The following is a 16,185-nucleotide window of genomic DNA, read 5'->3' as shown; positions in this document are numbered from 1 at the left end:
ATGTTACTTCCTCGAGTTCTCAGTGCCATTGTTATGGCTGTATTGTTTGTTTGTGCCGTGTTTGTATTAGAAGCTTCTAACTTTATTTTTGCCATGGCTGCTGTTGTTTGTTTAGCAGGCTGGGAGTGGGCGCGTTTATCTGGTGTAAGCAATCAAGTTGGCCGTATTTTATACGCTGCTTTTATCGGTGCAGTTTGCTTTGTTGTATTGAATTATAATTTGCAGAAAACATCACTTTATTTGAGTCCTCTGTTATGGGGCTTAGCTTTGTATTGGGTAATACGTTACCCAACACAACTAATTTGGAAGCACGTTTTTAGTCGTTTGTTGTTTGGCGTTTTTGTGTTGGTTACGACTTTGTCGGCCTTGGTGGTATTAAAACAGTCAGACAATTTTGTTGTATGGGTGTTGCTTCTTATGGGGTTGATCTGGGGCGCTGATTCAGGTGCTTATTTTGCTGGTCGAGCCTTTGGTAAAAGAAAACTTGCACGTTTTGTTAGTCCTGGTAAGTCATGGGAAGGCGTTATTGGTGGTTTGCTGTTAACTCAAGTGGGTGTGATTATTTTTGCTTTCTTAAGTGATTTCACTCTTTTTAATTGGTGTGTGTTAGCTGTTATCGCGTTAATAACATCGTCTGTGTCTGTATTAGGTGATTTGACGGAAAGTTTATTTAAGCGCCATGAAGAATTGAAGGACTCTAGCCATCTTATTCCTGGTCATGGTGGTGTTATGGATCGTGTTGATAGTTTGACAGCTGCTGCTCCTATTTATGTTTTATTGCTAAGTTTAGCTGGATGGCTTTGATGCAAGGTATTTGCTTGTTAGGTGCGACTGGTTCTATTGGTCAAAGCACGCTAGATATTATTGCTCAGCACCCTGATAAATTTGCTTTGATTAATGCATCGGCGAATGAAAGTGTGGATAAAATGGCCGATATATGTCGTCGTTTTAAGCCTCAGCGTGTAGTGATGGGGTCGCAAAAGGCGTGCGATGAATTGGCTCAGCAGTGTCATGGTTTAGCTATTTCCTTTGAGTGGGGTGAAGAGGCTTTAGATAGTATTGCTTCTGACTCTTCAGTTGACCAGGTTATGGCTGCCATTATGGGATTTGCTGGACTTAAGCCTACTTTGGCCGGTATACGTGCTGGTAAGCGAACATTGTTAGCAAATAAAGAGTCCTTGGTTACTGCTGGTAAGCTTTTTATGGACGAAGTAGCTCGTCATGATGTCATGCTTCTTCCAATAGATAGTGAGCATAATGCTATTTATCAGAGCTTGCCTCAAACAGTTCGTGGCGCACATAAGCAAGATGTATCTAAGGTGATTTTGACAGCTTCCGGTGGGCCTTTTAGAACTTGGCCCCTAGATCAAATGGCTTCAGTGACTCCTGAGCAGGCGTGTAAGCATCCAAACTGGTCTATGGGGCAAAAGATATCCATTGATTCTGCTTCTTTGATGAACAAGGGCTTAGAGTTGATTGAGGCTTGTTGGTTGTTTGATATTACGCCGAACCAAGTGGATGTTGTTGTGCATCCAGAAAGCATTGTTCATTCTATGGTATCGTATCTTGATGGGTCTGTTATTGCGCAGATGAGTAATCCAGATATGAAAATTCCAATAGCTTATGGTATGAGCTGGCCCAGCCGAGTTGAGACAAATGTCCCTCCTTTGAATTTGATTGATATTGCTCGTTTGAACTTCGAATCACCTGATTTAATTCGTTTTCCAAATTTGAAATTAGCTGCTGACGCTTGGTTTATGGGCGGTACAGCAATGGCAACCTTGAATGCAGCAAATGAAATTGCGGTCGCGGCTTTTTTGAATTGCCAGATTGGTTTTCTTGACATTGCTCGTGTAAACGAAAAGGTATTGATGGCTGCAGATATTGTTGTTGTGAATGATCTTGATGATGTTTTTGAGGCAGATCGATACTCTCGTCATTTGGCTCTCGATATGATTTCTCGCGGTAGCTTTTCATGATTTTAAATATTCTTTCTATTGTTGTAGCTTTAGGTCTATTAATCACCTTTCATGAGTTTGGGCATTTTTTTGTCGCTCGCCGTTGTGGTGTCAAAGTGCTGCGCTTTTCAGTTGGTTTTGGAAAGCCGATTTATCGTTATGTCGGCAAAACAGGAACAGAGTTTACATTGGCTATGATTCCTCTTGGTGGCTACGTTCGAATGCTTGATGAGCGTGAGGGAAATGTTTCTGCAGAATTGAGAAACCAAGCTTTTAATGCAAAAAATGTTTGGCAGAGAATCGCTATTGTGGCGGCTGGACCTGTTGCTAATTTTATTTTGGCCATCGTTATTTATGCAGTTGTCGCTTTATTAGGTGTGCAATCTATTGCGCCAAAAGTCGGTAAAGTTGATCAAAATACCCCGATTGCTCAAACTCAGATTCAAGCCGGAGATGAGCTTATTTCCCTTGCTGGCGAATCTGTAACCTCATGGGAAGATGTAAATTTAGTGCTAGCGGGCTTGATTGGTAAAACAGGAACCATTATCGTTCGCTATCAACCTGATGGATTAAGTTCCTTGCAGGAAGATACTGTGCAGCTTAATCGGTGGTTAGTTGGTGATGAACCAAGTAATTTGATTCGAGCCTTTGGTTTGTCTCCATGGCAGCCTGAGGTGCTTCCTATTATTGCTCAAGTTGTTGATGATGGTGCTGCGTCTGCGGCGGGTTTTCAGTCTGGTGATAAGATTTTAGAAATAAATAATCAACCTATATCTAACTGGCAACAAGTTGTTGGGCTGGTTCAGGCGAATCCCAATAAGATGCTGTCGGTTGAGGTTCAGCGCTCACAAGATTTTTTGGAATTATTATTATTGCCTAAATCTACTGAGCAAAATGGCAAAACGATAGGGTATGCTGGGTTGGCAGTAGTTCCGCCAAAATGGGATGAGGGTCTTATTAGGGAGCGTTACTATGGTCCGCTTGAGGCGCTCTCTTATGGTGTTGCACAAACATCTAAGATGGTATCTTTGACCGTTTCTTCTATAGGGAAAATGTTACAAGGATTGATTTCGGTCGATAATCTATCTGGGCCGATAACGATTGCAAAAGTAGCGAGTGCGTCTGCAGATTCCGGTTTGCAATCTTTTTTGAAATTTATGGCTTACCTCAGTGTTAGTTTGGGTGTGCTTAATTTGTTGCCTATTCCAATGTTGGATGGTGGGCATTTGTTATTTTTTGGCATTGAAGCTATTCGTCGAAAGCCAGTTTCTGAGAAAATTCAGAGTATGGCGTATCGAGTTGGTGCTTCTCTTTTATTTGCTCTAATGGCTGTCGCCATTTTTAATGATATTGCCCGCTTGTAGAGAGGTATATGTGAAAGTCGTTTCAGCAGTATTTTTGGCTTTAATAAGCGTGCAAAGTTTTGCAAAAACCGTAGAGGATGTCCGGATTGATGGGTTAGTGCAAATGCCATCATCTAGGGCATTTGATGTGATAGGCTTTGATAAGAACGAGTCTTATAATTCTGATAAAGTCTATCAAGCTATTAATTCTCTTTTTAACACGGGTTACTTTAGTGGCATTGATGTTTATGAAGAAAATAATATTTTGGTCTTTGAGGTTGCGGAGCGTCCTTCGATTGGTAATCTGACTATTGAAGGTAATGAACTAATTAAAACAGAAGATTTAGAGCGAGGCTTAAAATTATCTGGGTTAGAGATTGGTGAAATATACAAACCAGAGACGCTAAACCAAATAGTCCAAGAGCTTCAACGTCAGTATTATGCTTTGGGTCGCTATAGTGCCAAGGTGGATATTGTAGTAAAGGACATGCCTCGTAATCGTACTGGGATTGTCATTAAAATCGACGAAGGTGATACAGCCAAAATCGTTCACATCAATATCGTTGGTAACAAAGACTTTGATGAAGAGACGTTGACAAAAGATTTTGAATCCAAAGAGACTGGCTCTTGGAATCCTTTTAGCTCTGCCGACGAATATGCGAAAGGTAAAATAGAAGGTGATATCAATACGCTCAAAAGCTTCTATTTAGATAATGGCTATTTGGATTTTAATGTTGTCTCTAGTCAGGTGAGTTTGTCAGCTGATAAACGTGATGTTTATATTGTAATAAATGTCGAAGAGGGCAAGCCTTATAATATCAATAACGTTACTTTAAGTGGTAGTTTGCCTATTGCAGAAGATAGGGTGTGGAAGCAAATCTCTCAGAAAAAAGGAGATGTTTTCTCTCGTAGCGAAGTGACAAAAATCATCGAAGGTATTTCGACTGAGCTAGGTGATGACGGTTATTTGTTCACTAACGTGAACGTGATTCCTGAGAAGCTAGATGATCATACTGTTAACCTTAGTTATCAAATTGCGCCTGGTCCTAAGGTCTATGTTCGCCGAATTACTTTTAGCGGTAATAGCGAAACACAAGATGAAGTATTGCGCCGTGAGATGACTCAATTTGAAGGGGCTTTGGCAACTCACTCTAAAATTCAATCTTCTAAACGTCGTATTGAACGACTTGGTTTTTTTGGCAATGTTGATTTACGCACTCGACCTGTAGCGGGAACTTCAGATCAGGTTGATCTTGATGTTGTGGTTCAGGAGCAGGCTTCAGGTAGTATCCAAGCGAGTATCGGTTACTCGCAAGAAGATGGCACTGTACTAGGCTTCGGGATATCTAAGCGTAACTTTTTAGGCACAGGTAATAAGTTATCTTTTAATGCGTCACGAACAAACCAAACACAAGATTATTCCATTAGTTATGATAATCCGTATTTTACTGTAGATGGTGTTAGTCGAGGCTTCCAGATTTTCTATAAAACCAGTGATCATGCCGATGATGATGTGGAAGATTACGATTTAGATGAAATTGGTGCAGGTGTTAGTTATGGTTATCCAATTTCGGATACTCAGCGCTTATCATTCGGTATGACAATAAAAGAAAGTACTGTGAAGTTAGGTTATGACCCATCTAATGAAACAAAAGACTACGTAAATAGTCAGGGTGATAATTATGATGACGTCATTGCAAGCTTAACTTGGAGTGATAGCGATTTAGTTGGTGGTGTACTGCCAACTGATGGGTATTCTACAAAAGCAACATTAGAAGTGGCTTTACCAGTCGGCGATCAGCAATACATAAAACTTGGCTTGAACTCTCAACGATACTGGAATTTGAATGGCTCTGATTTATGGCTGTTTCGACTAAAAGGTCGTTTGGGCTATGGTATGGGATATGGTGACACTGAAAATTTGCCTTTCTTTGAAAACTATTTTGCGGGTGGCTCTTATTCAGTCCGAGGTTATGGTTCTTCATCCTTGGGGCCTAAAAACTCTTATGATGCTGGCTCAACGAATAGTAGTTCGGCATTAGGTGGTAATATTCTGATGACGGGTACGGCGGAGCTTATTTTTCCACTACCTATGGTAGAAGACCATAAGTCCGTCAGGACGGCTTTATTTTTGGATGGTGGTAACGTCTTTACTGACACTTGTCTTGCAGGTAATTCCGAGTGTAACGAAGGTATTGACCCCGCTGAGCTACGTTACAGTGTTGGTTTAAGTTGGACATGGATTACTCCAATTGCACCGTTGTCATTTAACTTTGCACGTCCTCTGAATTCAAGAAGTGGCGATAAAACAGATTTTTTCCAATTTCAATTGGGAACCACTTTTTAATTTAGAAAGTATTATTTAATAGGATTTGAAAATGAAAAAACTCATAATTGTAATTTTCACTCTATGCTTTATTAATAGCGTACAAGCAACTGAAGTCGCTGTTGTTGATTTTAGATCGGCACTTTTACAAAGTAATATAGGTCAAGAGGCTGCTAAGGAACCAAAGCAAAAAGTGGCTGAAATGGACGCTCGTTTGAAAAAAGAGCAGGAAAAACTTGAAGCATCAGCAAAAGATCTGAAGCGCGATGAATTGACGCTATCCGAAGATGAATTTAACAAGCGCCGTCAACAGTTAGCTGAGCATCAGAATCAAGTGCGAGCAATGGCTGCCAATATGCAGCAGCAGGCTAAAGCGTTAGAGCAACAATTAATACAATCTTTGACTCCTAAAGGTGAGGCTGCCCTGAAGTCTTTGATTGAAGAGCGTAAATTGGAATTGGTACTTAATAGACAGTTAAGTCTATATGCGAACGCAGATGCAGATATTACAGATGAACTAGTAAAACGTATTAATAAGGATAATTAATCTATGAGTTATACGCTAGGGCAATTAGCAGCCAAGGTTCAAGGTGTTGTAAAAGGTGATGCTGATCTAGTTATAGAGAAATTAGGATCGCTTGAAAAAGCGACCCAGAAAGAGTTGAGCTTTCTGGCTAATTCTAAGTATCAAAGTCTACTTGGATCGACATCTGCTGGTGCAGTTCTTGTAAAGACGGATGAGTTGGCTCAATTGGTAGATAATGCCATTGTTGTTTCAAATCCTTACTTAGCATTTGCTCAGATATCACATCTTTTTGTACCTGCAACACATTGCTGGTCAGGCATTCACCAAAGTGCTGTAGTGTCACCTAAAGCAACGATAGCAGAAAATGTCGTGGTGGGGCCTAATGCCGTTATTGATGATGATGTCTTGATTGCTGAGGGTTGTGTTATTGGCGCAGGGTGTGTGCTTAGCCGAGGTGTTAAGATAGGTAAAAGTTCTCGTCTATATTCTAATGTCACTCTTTATCATGATGTAGAGGTTGGTGAGGCGTGTATTATTCATAGCGGTACTGTGATTGGCGCGGATGGGTTTGGTTTTGCACCGAATGACGGTTTTTGGGAAAAAATTGATCAATTAGGCTCTGTAATTATTGGTAATAATGTTGAAATAGGTGCGAATTCAACAATTGATCGCGGGGCTATAGAGAATACGCAAATAGGTAATGGTGTTAAGATAGATAACCAAGTTCAAATTGCTCACAACGTCGTAATTGGCGATAATACAGCCATCGCAGGATGCGTTGGGATTGCTGGGAGTGTGAAAATAGGTGCTTCCTGTACTATATCAGGTGGGGCTGGAATTGCAGGTCATCTTTCGATAGTTGATCACACCCATATTACAGGAATGACTATGATTACCAAATCCATTGATGAAGCTGGGTCATACTCTTCAGGGATGGGGATGGAGCCCACAGGTAAATGGCGTAGAACAGCAGCTCGAATTAGAAGAATTGATGAAATGGCAAAACAGATCTCATCACTGGGACAACAAATTAAAAAGCTTTCAGACAAAGGTTGATGTTTAATGATGGACGTAAATGAAATTCGTCAGTATTTACCTCATAGGTATCCGTTTTTACTAGTAGATCGTATTGTTGAGATAAATCTGAACGATTCCATTATTGCCTATAAGAATGTGACGATTAACGAGCCTTTTTTTAATGGCCACTTTCCTAATCATCCAGTAATGCCTGGTGTTTTGATTATTGAGGCTATGGCACAGGCTGCCGGTGTATTGGGTTTCAAGACAATGGGTAAGAAACCTGAAGATGGTTCTATCTATTATTTTGTCGGTGTTGATAATGCGCGCTTTAAGCGACCAGTTGTACCTGGCGATCGTTTGCAATTGGAAGCAAAAATTATTGCCGAAAAACGAGGCATTTGGAAGTTCGAATGTAGAGCTACAGTTGACGGTCAGTTAGCTTGCTCTGCAACTATTATGTGTGCAGACAGGAAAATATAGTGGCGATACATCCAACTACTTTGATCGATTCGAAAGCAGAGATTGACTCCAGTGTGGAGATTGGTCCTTTTTGTGTGATCGGACCGAATGTAAAAATTGGTGCTGGTAGTATTATTAAATCTCATGTTGTTATTAATGGTCATACGACAATTGGGTGTAATAATGAGATTTATCAGTTTGCTTCTGTTGGAGAAGCGAACCAAGACAAAAAGTATAAGGGTGAACCAACACAGCTTGTGATTGGTGACAGTAATGTTATTCGTGAAAATGCGACGATTCATCGTGGTACCATCCAAGATAATGGTATTACAACGGTAGGTAGCCATAACTTGTTTATGGCAAGTACGCATGTTGGTCATGATTGTATTGTGGGAGATCACAATATATTAGCGAACTTTGCTGCTCTTGCTGGGCATGTGGTGGTTGGTGATCATGTCATCCTTGGTGGGTATACAGGTATTCATCAGTTTTGTCAGGTTAACTCTTTTAGCATGTGTGGTATGGGGTCAATGGTTTCTAAAGATGTGCCTCGGTATGTCATGGTTTCTGGTAGTCCTGCTAAAGCGCATGGTATGAACTTTGAAGGTATGCGCCGTCGAGGTGTATCTGCAGAAGTCATTAGAGCATTGCGTACTGCATATAAGACGGTGTACCTAAAAGGTTTAACCCTAGAATCTGCGTTACTAGAGCTTGAGCACGGGGATATGTTTCATATTCCTGAAGTGGCAGAGTACATTTTGTCAATTCGGCATTCAAAACGTGGAATTGTCCGATAGGCACCATGTTTTAAAAGAAAACCCCGGACTATTTCGGGGTTTTTTATTATTAGAGGTTGTATAAATGCAAGTAACGTCTGCGACACGGTATGTGTTGGTAGCTGGTGAAGCTTCGGGTGATATTTTGGGTGCAAATTTGATCGCTCACCTAAAGATGTTACAACCCGAAGCAATTTTTGAAGGTATTGGTGGTCCACTAATGGAGGCGCAAAGTTTCAAGAGTGTTGTGCCGATGGATCGATTGTCTGTCATGGGCTTGGTTGAAGTCTTAGGGCGGCTCAGAGAGCTTTTGGGTATTCGTAAGCGCATATACCAGTCTTGTTTAAACAATCCCCCTACTGCTTTTATTGGTATAGATTCACCTGATTTTAATATGCCGCTTGCGAGAAAATTAAAACAAGCAGGTATACCGACAGTTCATTATGTTAGTCCGTCAGTTTGGGCATGGCGTCAAAAACGGATTTTTAATATCAAAAAATCCATCGACCTTATGTTGGCACTTTTTCCGTTTGAATTACCTATTTATCATGAGCACGACATTCCGGTAGTTTGTGTTGGGCATACGTTAGCTGATGATATACCTTTTGAAAGTGATGTCACTATTGCCAGAGAGAAGCTTAATCTAGGGCCTATTAATGGTCCTGTTTTTGGTATTTTACCTGGGTCTCGTGAAGGTGAAGTGTCTCGTTTAGCGCCGCTTTTTATCGATACCATTAAATTGATTAAGCAAAAAGAACCTTCTGCTACTTTTTTGATTCCTGCATCGAATAAAGAGCGTCGAACTCAAATAGAAGCAATATTGCATGAAGCCAATGCCGAAGCTATTTTGATTGATGGGCAATCACGCACTGTGATGGCAGCATCAGATGCTATTCTACTTGCATCTGGTACGGCAGCATTGGAAGCTATGCTAGTGAAACGACCAATGGTTGTGTCCTACCGGGTCAATAAGCTTACTTTCGCTATTATGTCTAGAATGGTTAAAGTTCCTTATGTTTCTTTGCCTAATTTGTTGGCTAATGAAGCGTTAGTGCCTGAGCTTCTTCAGGATGATGCGACGCCAGATAATTTGGCGACACGATTGTTACAAACTTGGCGGTCTTTTATTACCGATAAAGCCATTCAAGCCAAGTATCTAGATTTGCATACCATGTTGCGCAAAAATGCTGGTGCGCAGGCGGCTCAAGCTATTGTTAGTATGCTTGAAGGAAAAGATAAATAATGGAACCTTTTGTTAGTCAGGTATATTTTGGAAATTTATTGGCCGGGACTGATGAGGCTGGAAGAGGGCCGTTAGCGGGAGAAGTTGTGGCTGCAGCAGTGATTTTAGATCCGTCACGACCCATTGCTGGCTTAGCTGATTCCAAAAAACTAAGTGAAAAAAAACGCGAAGCTTTATTTGTTGAAATACAAGAAAAAGCCTTGGCTTATGGCATTGCCAGCGCAACGATAGAGGAAATTGACGAGATAAATATTCTTCATGCCAGTATGCTGGCTATGTCTCGTGCGGTTGCTTTACTTTCCATAGTTCCAGAACATGTATTGGTTGACGGTAACCGTATTCCGCCTAATTTACCTTGTTCTGCAGAAGCTGTGGTTAAAGGCGATGCTCGGCAATCGGCTATTTCTGCCGCCTCTATTTTGGCTAAAGTCACACGTGATAGAGATATTGTTCAAGCCGCTAAGACTCATCCAGAATACGGTTTTGAAAAACATAAAGGTTACCCTACTGCCCAGCATCTAGAAGCGATTCGTTTGCATGGCATCACGCCGATTCATAGACGCAGTTTTGGTCCAGTTAAGAAGATTTTAGAGGGATAAAATTTTGTCCACGTCATTTATACATCTACGAGTCCATACCGAGTTTTCTTTGGTGGATGGCTTGGTAAAAATCAAAGGCTTGCTCGGCACTACCGAGTTTATGTCTATGCCTGCCGTCGCTATTACGGACGAAAATAACCTATGTGGCTTTGTACGCTTTTACAAAGGGGCTATGGAAAAAGGCATTAAGCCTATTTGTGGTGCGGATGTTGTCGTTGCCGAAGACGATGATGTGGATTCTCGTTACCGCTTTACCTTATTGGCTACGTCGAATAAGGGCTATAAAAACATAATTGCCATCATTTCGAAGGGGTACCAGCTAGGCCAGGTAGAAGGTCGTCCAATCGTTCAACGAGAGTGGATAGAAACGCACAGTGAGGATGTCATTGCTTTATCTGGCGCAGGTTTTGGTGATATTGGTTACCTACTGCAAAAAGGTCGACACGAGCAGGCTAAAAACCGTTTAGCTCATTGGATGTCAGTATTCCCCAATCGCTTTTATGTCGAGTTGCAACGAACCAGCCGACCCGGAGAAGAAAGCTATATTCATGCCGTAGTACCTTTGGCTGGCGAGCTAGATTGTCCTGTTGTGGCAACCAATGATGTACGTTTTCTAAAGCGTGAGAACTTTGAAGCCCACGAGGCGCGAGTTTGTATTCATGATGGTGTGACTTTAGATGACCCGCGTCGCAAGCGTCGTTATTCCGAAGAGCAATATTTTAAAACGCCTGAAGAAATGGCGGAGCTTTTTCAAGATATACCTGAAGCTTTAGAAAATACCGTAGAGATTGCTAAGCGTTGTAGTGTTGATGTTCTGTTGGGTGAGTACTTTTTGCCTGACTATCCAGTGCCTGAAGGCATGACGATGGAGGAGTTCTTTAGCAAGCTATCATATGATGGTTTGATAGAGCGTTTTAACTTTCTCACCAAAAAATATGGCGAACGTATCGAAAAGCGCCGTCAGGAATATTGGGATCGTTTGGATTTTGAATTAACTATTATTAACCAGATGGGGTTCCCTGGCTACTTCTTGATCGTAATGGACTTTATCCAGTGGGCAAAAGATAACGATATTCCAGTTGGCCCAGGTCGTGGTTCCGGTGCTGGTTCCTTGGTCGCTTATGCTCTTAAAATTACCGACCTTGATCCACTCGAATACGATTTGTTATTTGAGCGATTCTTGAACCCAGAGCGGGTATCCATGCCTGACTTTGATATTGATTTCTGTATGGATAACCGTGACCGAGTAATCGATTATGTGTCGCGTACCTATGGACGTGATGCTGTATCTCAGATTATCACTTTCGGTGCAATGGCAGCAAAAGCCGTGGTTCGAGATGTAGCTAGGGTGCAAGGTAAGCCTTATAGTCTGGGAGATAAGCTATCTAAGTTGATACCTTTTGAAATCGGTATGACGCTTAAAAAAGCCTTGGAAGAAGAACCAGCATTACCGGAATTTTTAGCGGGCGATGAAGACGCAGCTGAAGTCATGGAAATGGCGATATCTTTAGAGGGCGTGGTACGTAACTTTGGTAAGCACGCTGGTGGTGTAGTAATCGCACCGACTAAGCTAATTGATTTTGCCCCGCTTTATTGTGAAGAAGACGGTTCTGGTCTGGTTACCCAATACGATAAAAATGACGTTGAAGAAGCTGGCTTAGTAAAATTCGACTTCTTAGGCTTGAAAACGCTGACGGTTGTCGATTGGGCCGTTAAAAACATTGATACTATTAATGCGTTAGAGGGTAAGCCACCGCTCGATATCTCTTTGATCGATCTGGAAGACAGGTCCACGTATGACCTCCTAAAAAGAGCGGAAACTACCGCGGTATTCCAGCTGGAATCTCGCGGTATGAAAGAGTTGATTAAAAAGCTTTTGCCTTCGCGCTTTGAGGATATTATCGCTTTGGTGGCTTTATATCGTCCAGGGCCATTGGGTTCGGGCATGGTGGACGACTTTATCAACCGTAAGCACGGTCGTGCTGAGCTGGCTTTCCCTCATCCAGATTATCAACATCAAGATCTGATTCCTGTATTGGAACCGACTTACGGCATTATCTTGTATCAAGAGCAAGTAATGCAGATAGCTCAGGTATTGGCTAAGTTCTCTCTGGGTGGTGCTGACTTACTTCGTCGTGCGATGGGTAAGAAAAAAGCCGAGGTCATGGCTGAGCAGCGTTTGATCTTCATGGAAGGCGCACTTAAAAATAATGTCGATAGGGACTTGTCAGGTAACATCTTTGATTTGATGGAGAAATTCGCTGGTTATGGTTTTAACAAATCTCACTCGGCGGCGTATGCACTGGTTTCCTATCAAACAGCTTGGCTAAAAAATCATTATCCAGCACCTTTCATGGCAGCTGTATTGTCTGCTGATATGCAGAATACGGATAAGATCGTTATCTTCATTGAAGAGTGTCGTTCAATGAAGCTAGCGTTAGAGTTACCTAACGTCAATGAGTCAGTTTTCAAATTTACTGTTAATCCAAAAGGTGCCATCGTCTATGGGCTGGGAGCGATTAAAGGCGTGGGTGAAGGTCCGATTGAGGCCATTGTAGAAGCTCGCAAAGAAGGTCCTTTCGAGCATATTTTTGATTTCTGCCAACGAGTTGGTCGTAAAGTTAATAAGCGAGTAATGGAGGCTTTGGTTCGCTCTGGGGCGTTTGATACTATAGGCCCGAATCGAGCTACGTTATTTGCTTGTATTGATGAGGCACTGAAACGAGCCGTTCAAGATGCTAAAAACCAAGATGCTGGCATGATGGATTTATTTGGTATCGCGGTAGAAGAAAATACCGAGGATGCTTATAGGGAAATTGGGATTCAACATGAATGGCCACCACGTCAGCGTCTTGATGGCGAAAAAGATACGCTTGGTTTGTATGTGACAGGTCACCCAATAGATGAATATGAAAAAGAGATTCGTCGCTTTGTTCGTTCAAAAATTGTGGATTTACAACCAAAACGTGGTGATACGCAGGTCATGGCGGGTTTGATTGTTGACTTACGTATTACCAAGAGTAAAAAAGGTGGTAACATCGCCTTTGTAACACTAGATGACCGTTCCGCTCGAATAGAAGTGACTGTATTTCCTGATAACTACGATACCTTCAAAGACGTTATTGTCAAAGATGAGGTTGTAGTTGTGGAGGGTGAAATTACCGTTGACGAATTTCGTGGCGGACAAAAAGTTATAGCAAGAAATATTCTTGATATTGCTCAGGCTCGAGTTCGTTATGTAGAAGCATTGCGAATTACGTGGACGTCAGAGACAGTAACACCAACAGAAATACAGACATTGGCAAACTATATGGAATCATATCGAGGTGATGGCTGCGATGTGGTGATAGGTTTTGATACGCCGCAAGCATGTGGTGATATCCGTTTAGGATCGGGTTGGAAGGTTCGTCCGGATGACGAATTAATTCATCAACTTCAGAAACAATACGGTAAACAAAATGTTCAGTTAGTGTATACTTAGACTCATTTAAATAGTTTTTGCAATGGAGTGCAGCGTAGAAATACGCTTAATAGAGCTATAGAGCAAACGGCTAGCCGCCTTTTGTCCTTGTATTTGATGGCAACCAAACAGTAGTGTAATTAAACCATGAATTTAGATTATCTCCCATTTGAGCAGCCGATTGCTGAGCTCGAACAGAAAATTGAAGAGTTACGTTTAGTCGGTAACGATAATGAACTCAACATAGGCGATGAAATCAGTCGTCTCGAAGATAAAAAAATAGCGTTAACTAAGAGTTTATTTAGTAATTTAGGGGCATGGGAAGTTTCTCAGTTAGCGCGTCACCCAAAGCGCCCATATACTCTTGATTATATTAAACACGCTTTTACTGATTTTGAAGAAATGCATGGTGATCGTCATTATGCCGATGACCGTGCCATTGTCGGTGGTATTGCCCGTTTAGATGGTCGTCCAGTTATGGTTATTGGCCATCAAAAAGGCCGTGAAGTAAAAGAAAAAGTACTTCGTAACTTCGGTATGCCTCGCCCAGAAGGTTACCGTAAAGCGCTACGTCTTATGGAAACGGCTGAACGTTTCAATATGCCTATCGTGACATTAATTGACACACCTGGAGCCTATCCTGGTATTGGCGCGGAAGAGCGTGGCCAGAGTGAAGCAATTGCTTTTAACTTGGCAGTTATGTCTCGCCTTAAAACTCCGATTATTTCTACAGTAATCGGTGAAGGTGGTTCTGGTGGTGCTTTGGCAATAGGCGTTTGTGATGAGCTAATGATGCTGCAATACGGCACATACTCTGTTATTTCACCGGAAGGTTGTGCATCTATTCTTTGGAAGAGTGCAGACCGTGCTTCTGATGCGGCGAAAGCAATGGGCATTACGGCTCAGCGTCTACAAGAGTTGGGGTTTGTTGATAACATTATTCAAGAGCCTCTTGGTGGTGCGCATATTTCCCATGAAGAAATTGCACAGAGTTTAAAGAAAAATGTTCTTGCAGCATTGGATCGTATGGAAGCCTTGACTACAGAAGAGCTATTGGCTCGTCGTTACAACCGTTTAATGTCTTACGGTCTATAAGTTTTTGTTTTCTTAAAAAGCCTCCTATATTGGGGGCTTTTTTGTTTCTTACGTTTAAGGCACTTTGCTCCCAGACTTTATGATGAAACGCTCAACTCCTAAATCACTAATTTCTTTGTCGCCTCTTAGGTTTAATGCTGAGTGGATAGATTCCTTATTTTCTGAGGTAGATAGAGTCTGGATTGGCTTTAGTGGCGGCGTAGATTCCCATGTCTTGCTGCATGCTTTGGTTAATCAAATATCAGTGGAGCAAAAACAAAAGCTTGTAGCGCTTCATGTCCATCATGGTTTGAGTATTAATGCCGATGATTGGCTAAAGCATTGTGAGGTTGTTTGTGACAACCTTGGCGTGTCTTTTATCGCACAACGAGTTCAGTTAGATGCTCAGGCTTCTCTAGAAGATGCGGCTCGTAATGCTCGTTATCAAGCCTTTCAAAAGTTAATGAGTGATCGGGATGTGATTCTGTTGGCTCATCACGCTGGTGATCAGGTTGAAACTGTGTTGTTTCGTTTATTGCGAGGAACGGGCGGAAAGGGTTTATCTGGTATTCCATACGAAAGGCTGCTTGGTTATGGTAGTACTCGTTTGATACGTCCTTTGTTAGCTGCTTCAAAAAACGATATTGAAGATTACGCTCAGCAACACCAACTTGTTTGGATTCATGATGAGTCCAATGCCGACGAGCATTTTACGCGTAATTTTCTTCGTCAAAGTGTTGTGCCGGTTCTGAAAGAACGCTTTCCAAAAATGGAGCAAAATATCGTCTCCAGTGCGCAACGAATTGCGACGGATTATGCCATGCTTTCTCTGTTTGCTCAGCGGCAGTTAGTTGCTTGGTGCAACGAACTTGGCGGTTTGGTTTTATCTAATATTGCTGATAAATCGATTGAAGAACGGCTTTTTTGGTGGCGACATTTTTTACAGGATAAAGGGGTGTCATTACCGCAAGCTCAGCTGGAAAGTATTGAGGCGATGTTTTCCAGTGCGGAAGATAAACAGCCTGAATTTGAATTTTCCCATGGACGGATAATGCGCCATCAAAATGCGGTTTACCTCCTGCCACCTGATGAAGCCGTTAAGCTGGCAGCTTTGTTTTCTGGTGAGACTTTGCCACGCCCATTTGACGAAATTTGTGTAAGTGGCAGTGATGCTTGTGTGTTGAAGGCTCGTCCTCAGGGTGAGAGTTTAATGATGCCCAATGGCAAAACTCGTAAGTTAAAAAAATGGCTTAACGATGAAGCGATACCAAACTGGTGGCGTGAACATCTTCCTTACTTGTACTTAGGTGATGCATTGGTTGCTATTGGTGATCTATGGTTACATCCAGATTATTCTTATCTCGAAATTAAGTGGCAACCAAGTTCAGCGCTACCACTGCC

At 41.8% G+C, this 16,185-nt stretch carries 13 protein-coding genes; all 13 read left to right on the top strand.

The window, feature by feature from the left end; all coding sequences use genetic code 11:
• Nucleotides 1-804 carry a phosphatidate cytidylyltransferase gene (locus CCS02_RS13740; protein WP_100636881.1) on the top strand — a complete coding sequence of 268 codons (804 nt, stop codon included), beginning with the start codon at nucleotides 1-3 and terminating at the stop codon, nucleotides 802-804.
• The gene (ispC, locus tag CCS02_RS13735; protein ID WP_198515386.1) at nucleotides 804-1,979 is read left to right on the top strand and encodes a 1-deoxy-D-xylulose-5-phosphate reductoisomerase; all 1,176 of its coding nucleotides are present in this window, start codon (nucleotides 804-806) and stop codon (nucleotides 1,977-1,979) included. The genes CCS02_RS13740 and ispC overlap by 1 nt, the downstream gene beginning before the upstream one ends.
• Nucleotides 1,976-3,322 carry an RIP metalloprotease RseP gene (gene rseP, locus CCS02_RS13730; RefSeq protein WP_100636879.1) on the top strand — a complete coding sequence of 449 codons (1,347 nt, stop codon included), beginning with the start codon at nucleotides 1,976-1,978 and terminating at the stop codon, nucleotides 3,320-3,322. The genes ispC and rseP overlap by 4 nt, the downstream gene beginning before the upstream one ends.
• Complete coding sequence (gene bamA, locus CCS02_RS13725) at nucleotides 3,303-5,648, top strand: outer membrane protein assembly factor BamA (protein ID WP_100636878.1); 2,346 nt, start codon at nucleotides 3,303-3,305, stop codon at nucleotides 5,646-5,648. The genes rseP and bamA overlap by 20 nt, the downstream gene beginning before the upstream one ends.
• Nucleotides 5,649-5,679: 31 nt before the next feature.
• Nucleotides 5,680-6,174 (top strand): OmpH family outer membrane protein, encoded by a 495-nt coding sequence (locus CCS02_RS13720; protein ID WP_072839641.1) that lies wholly within the window; start codon nucleotides 5,680-5,682, stop codon nucleotides 6,172-6,174.
• A gap of 3 nt (nucleotides 6,175-6,177) precedes the next feature.
• Nucleotides 6,178-7,209 carry a UDP-3-O-(3-hydroxymyristoyl)glucosamine N-acyltransferase gene (gene lpxD / locus CCS02_RS13715; RefSeq protein ID WP_072839642.1) on the top strand — a complete coding sequence of 344 codons (1,032 nt, stop codon included), beginning with the start codon at nucleotides 6,178-6,180 and terminating at the stop codon, nucleotides 7,207-7,209.
• Between the two features lie 6 nt (nucleotides 7,210-7,215).
• Nucleotides 7,216-7,653 carry a 3-hydroxyacyl-ACP dehydratase FabZ gene (gene fabZ / locus CCS02_RS13710; RefSeq protein ID WP_072839643.1) on the top strand — a complete coding sequence of 146 codons (438 nt, stop codon included), beginning with the start codon at nucleotides 7,216-7,218 and terminating at the stop codon, nucleotides 7,651-7,653.
• Nucleotides 7,653-8,429, top strand: a complete 777-nt coding sequence (gene lpxA / locus CCS02_RS13705; RefSeq protein WP_084122336.1) for an acyl-ACP--UDP-N-acetylglucosamine O-acyltransferase — start codon at nucleotides 7,653-7,655, stop codon at nucleotides 8,427-8,429. The genes fabZ and lpxA overlap by 1 nt, the downstream gene beginning before the upstream one ends.
• Before the next feature lie 64 nt (nucleotides 8,430-8,493).
• Entirely contained in the window at nucleotides 8,494-9,651 is a 1,158-nt protein-coding gene (lpxB, locus tag CCS02_RS13700; protein WP_100636877.1) for a lipid-A-disaccharide synthase, read from the top strand.
• Nucleotides 9,651-10,250 carry a ribonuclease HII gene (gene rnhB / locus CCS02_RS13695; RefSeq protein WP_100636876.1) on the top strand — a complete coding sequence of 200 codons (600 nt, stop codon included), beginning with the start codon at nucleotides 9,651-9,653 and terminating at the stop codon, nucleotides 10,248-10,250. Before lpxB ends, rnhB begins: the two co-directional genes overlap by 1 nt.
• 4 nt (nucleotides 10,251-10,254) lie before the next feature.
• Nucleotides 10,255-13,731 carry a DNA polymerase III subunit alpha gene (gene dnaE, locus CCS02_RS13690; protein ID WP_072839647.1) on the top strand — a complete coding sequence of 1,159 codons (3,477 nt, stop codon included), beginning with the start codon at nucleotides 10,255-10,257 and terminating at the stop codon, nucleotides 13,729-13,731.
• Between the two features lie 126 nt (nucleotides 13,732-13,857).
• Nucleotides 13,858-14,805, top strand: coding sequence for an acetyl-CoA carboxylase carboxyl transferase subunit alpha (gene accA, locus CCS02_RS13685; RefSeq protein WP_100636875.1), 948 nt, complete (start codon nucleotides 13,858-13,860; stop codon nucleotides 14,803-14,805).
• Between the two features lie 82 nt (nucleotides 14,806-14,887).
• On the top strand, nucleotides 14,888-16,185 hold a 1,298-nt coding region (gene tilS / locus CCS02_RS13680), incomplete at its 3' end, for a tRNA lysidine(34) synthetase TilS (RefSeq protein WP_198515382.1).

The sequence above is a fragment of the Marinomonas sp. ef1 genome, from assembly GCF_002806845.1.
Lineage (GTDB): Bacteria > Pseudomonadota > Gammaproteobacteria > Pseudomonadales > Marinomonadaceae > Marinomonas > Marinomonas polaris.
This window is presented reverse-complemented; position numbering and strand designations above follow the sequence as displayed.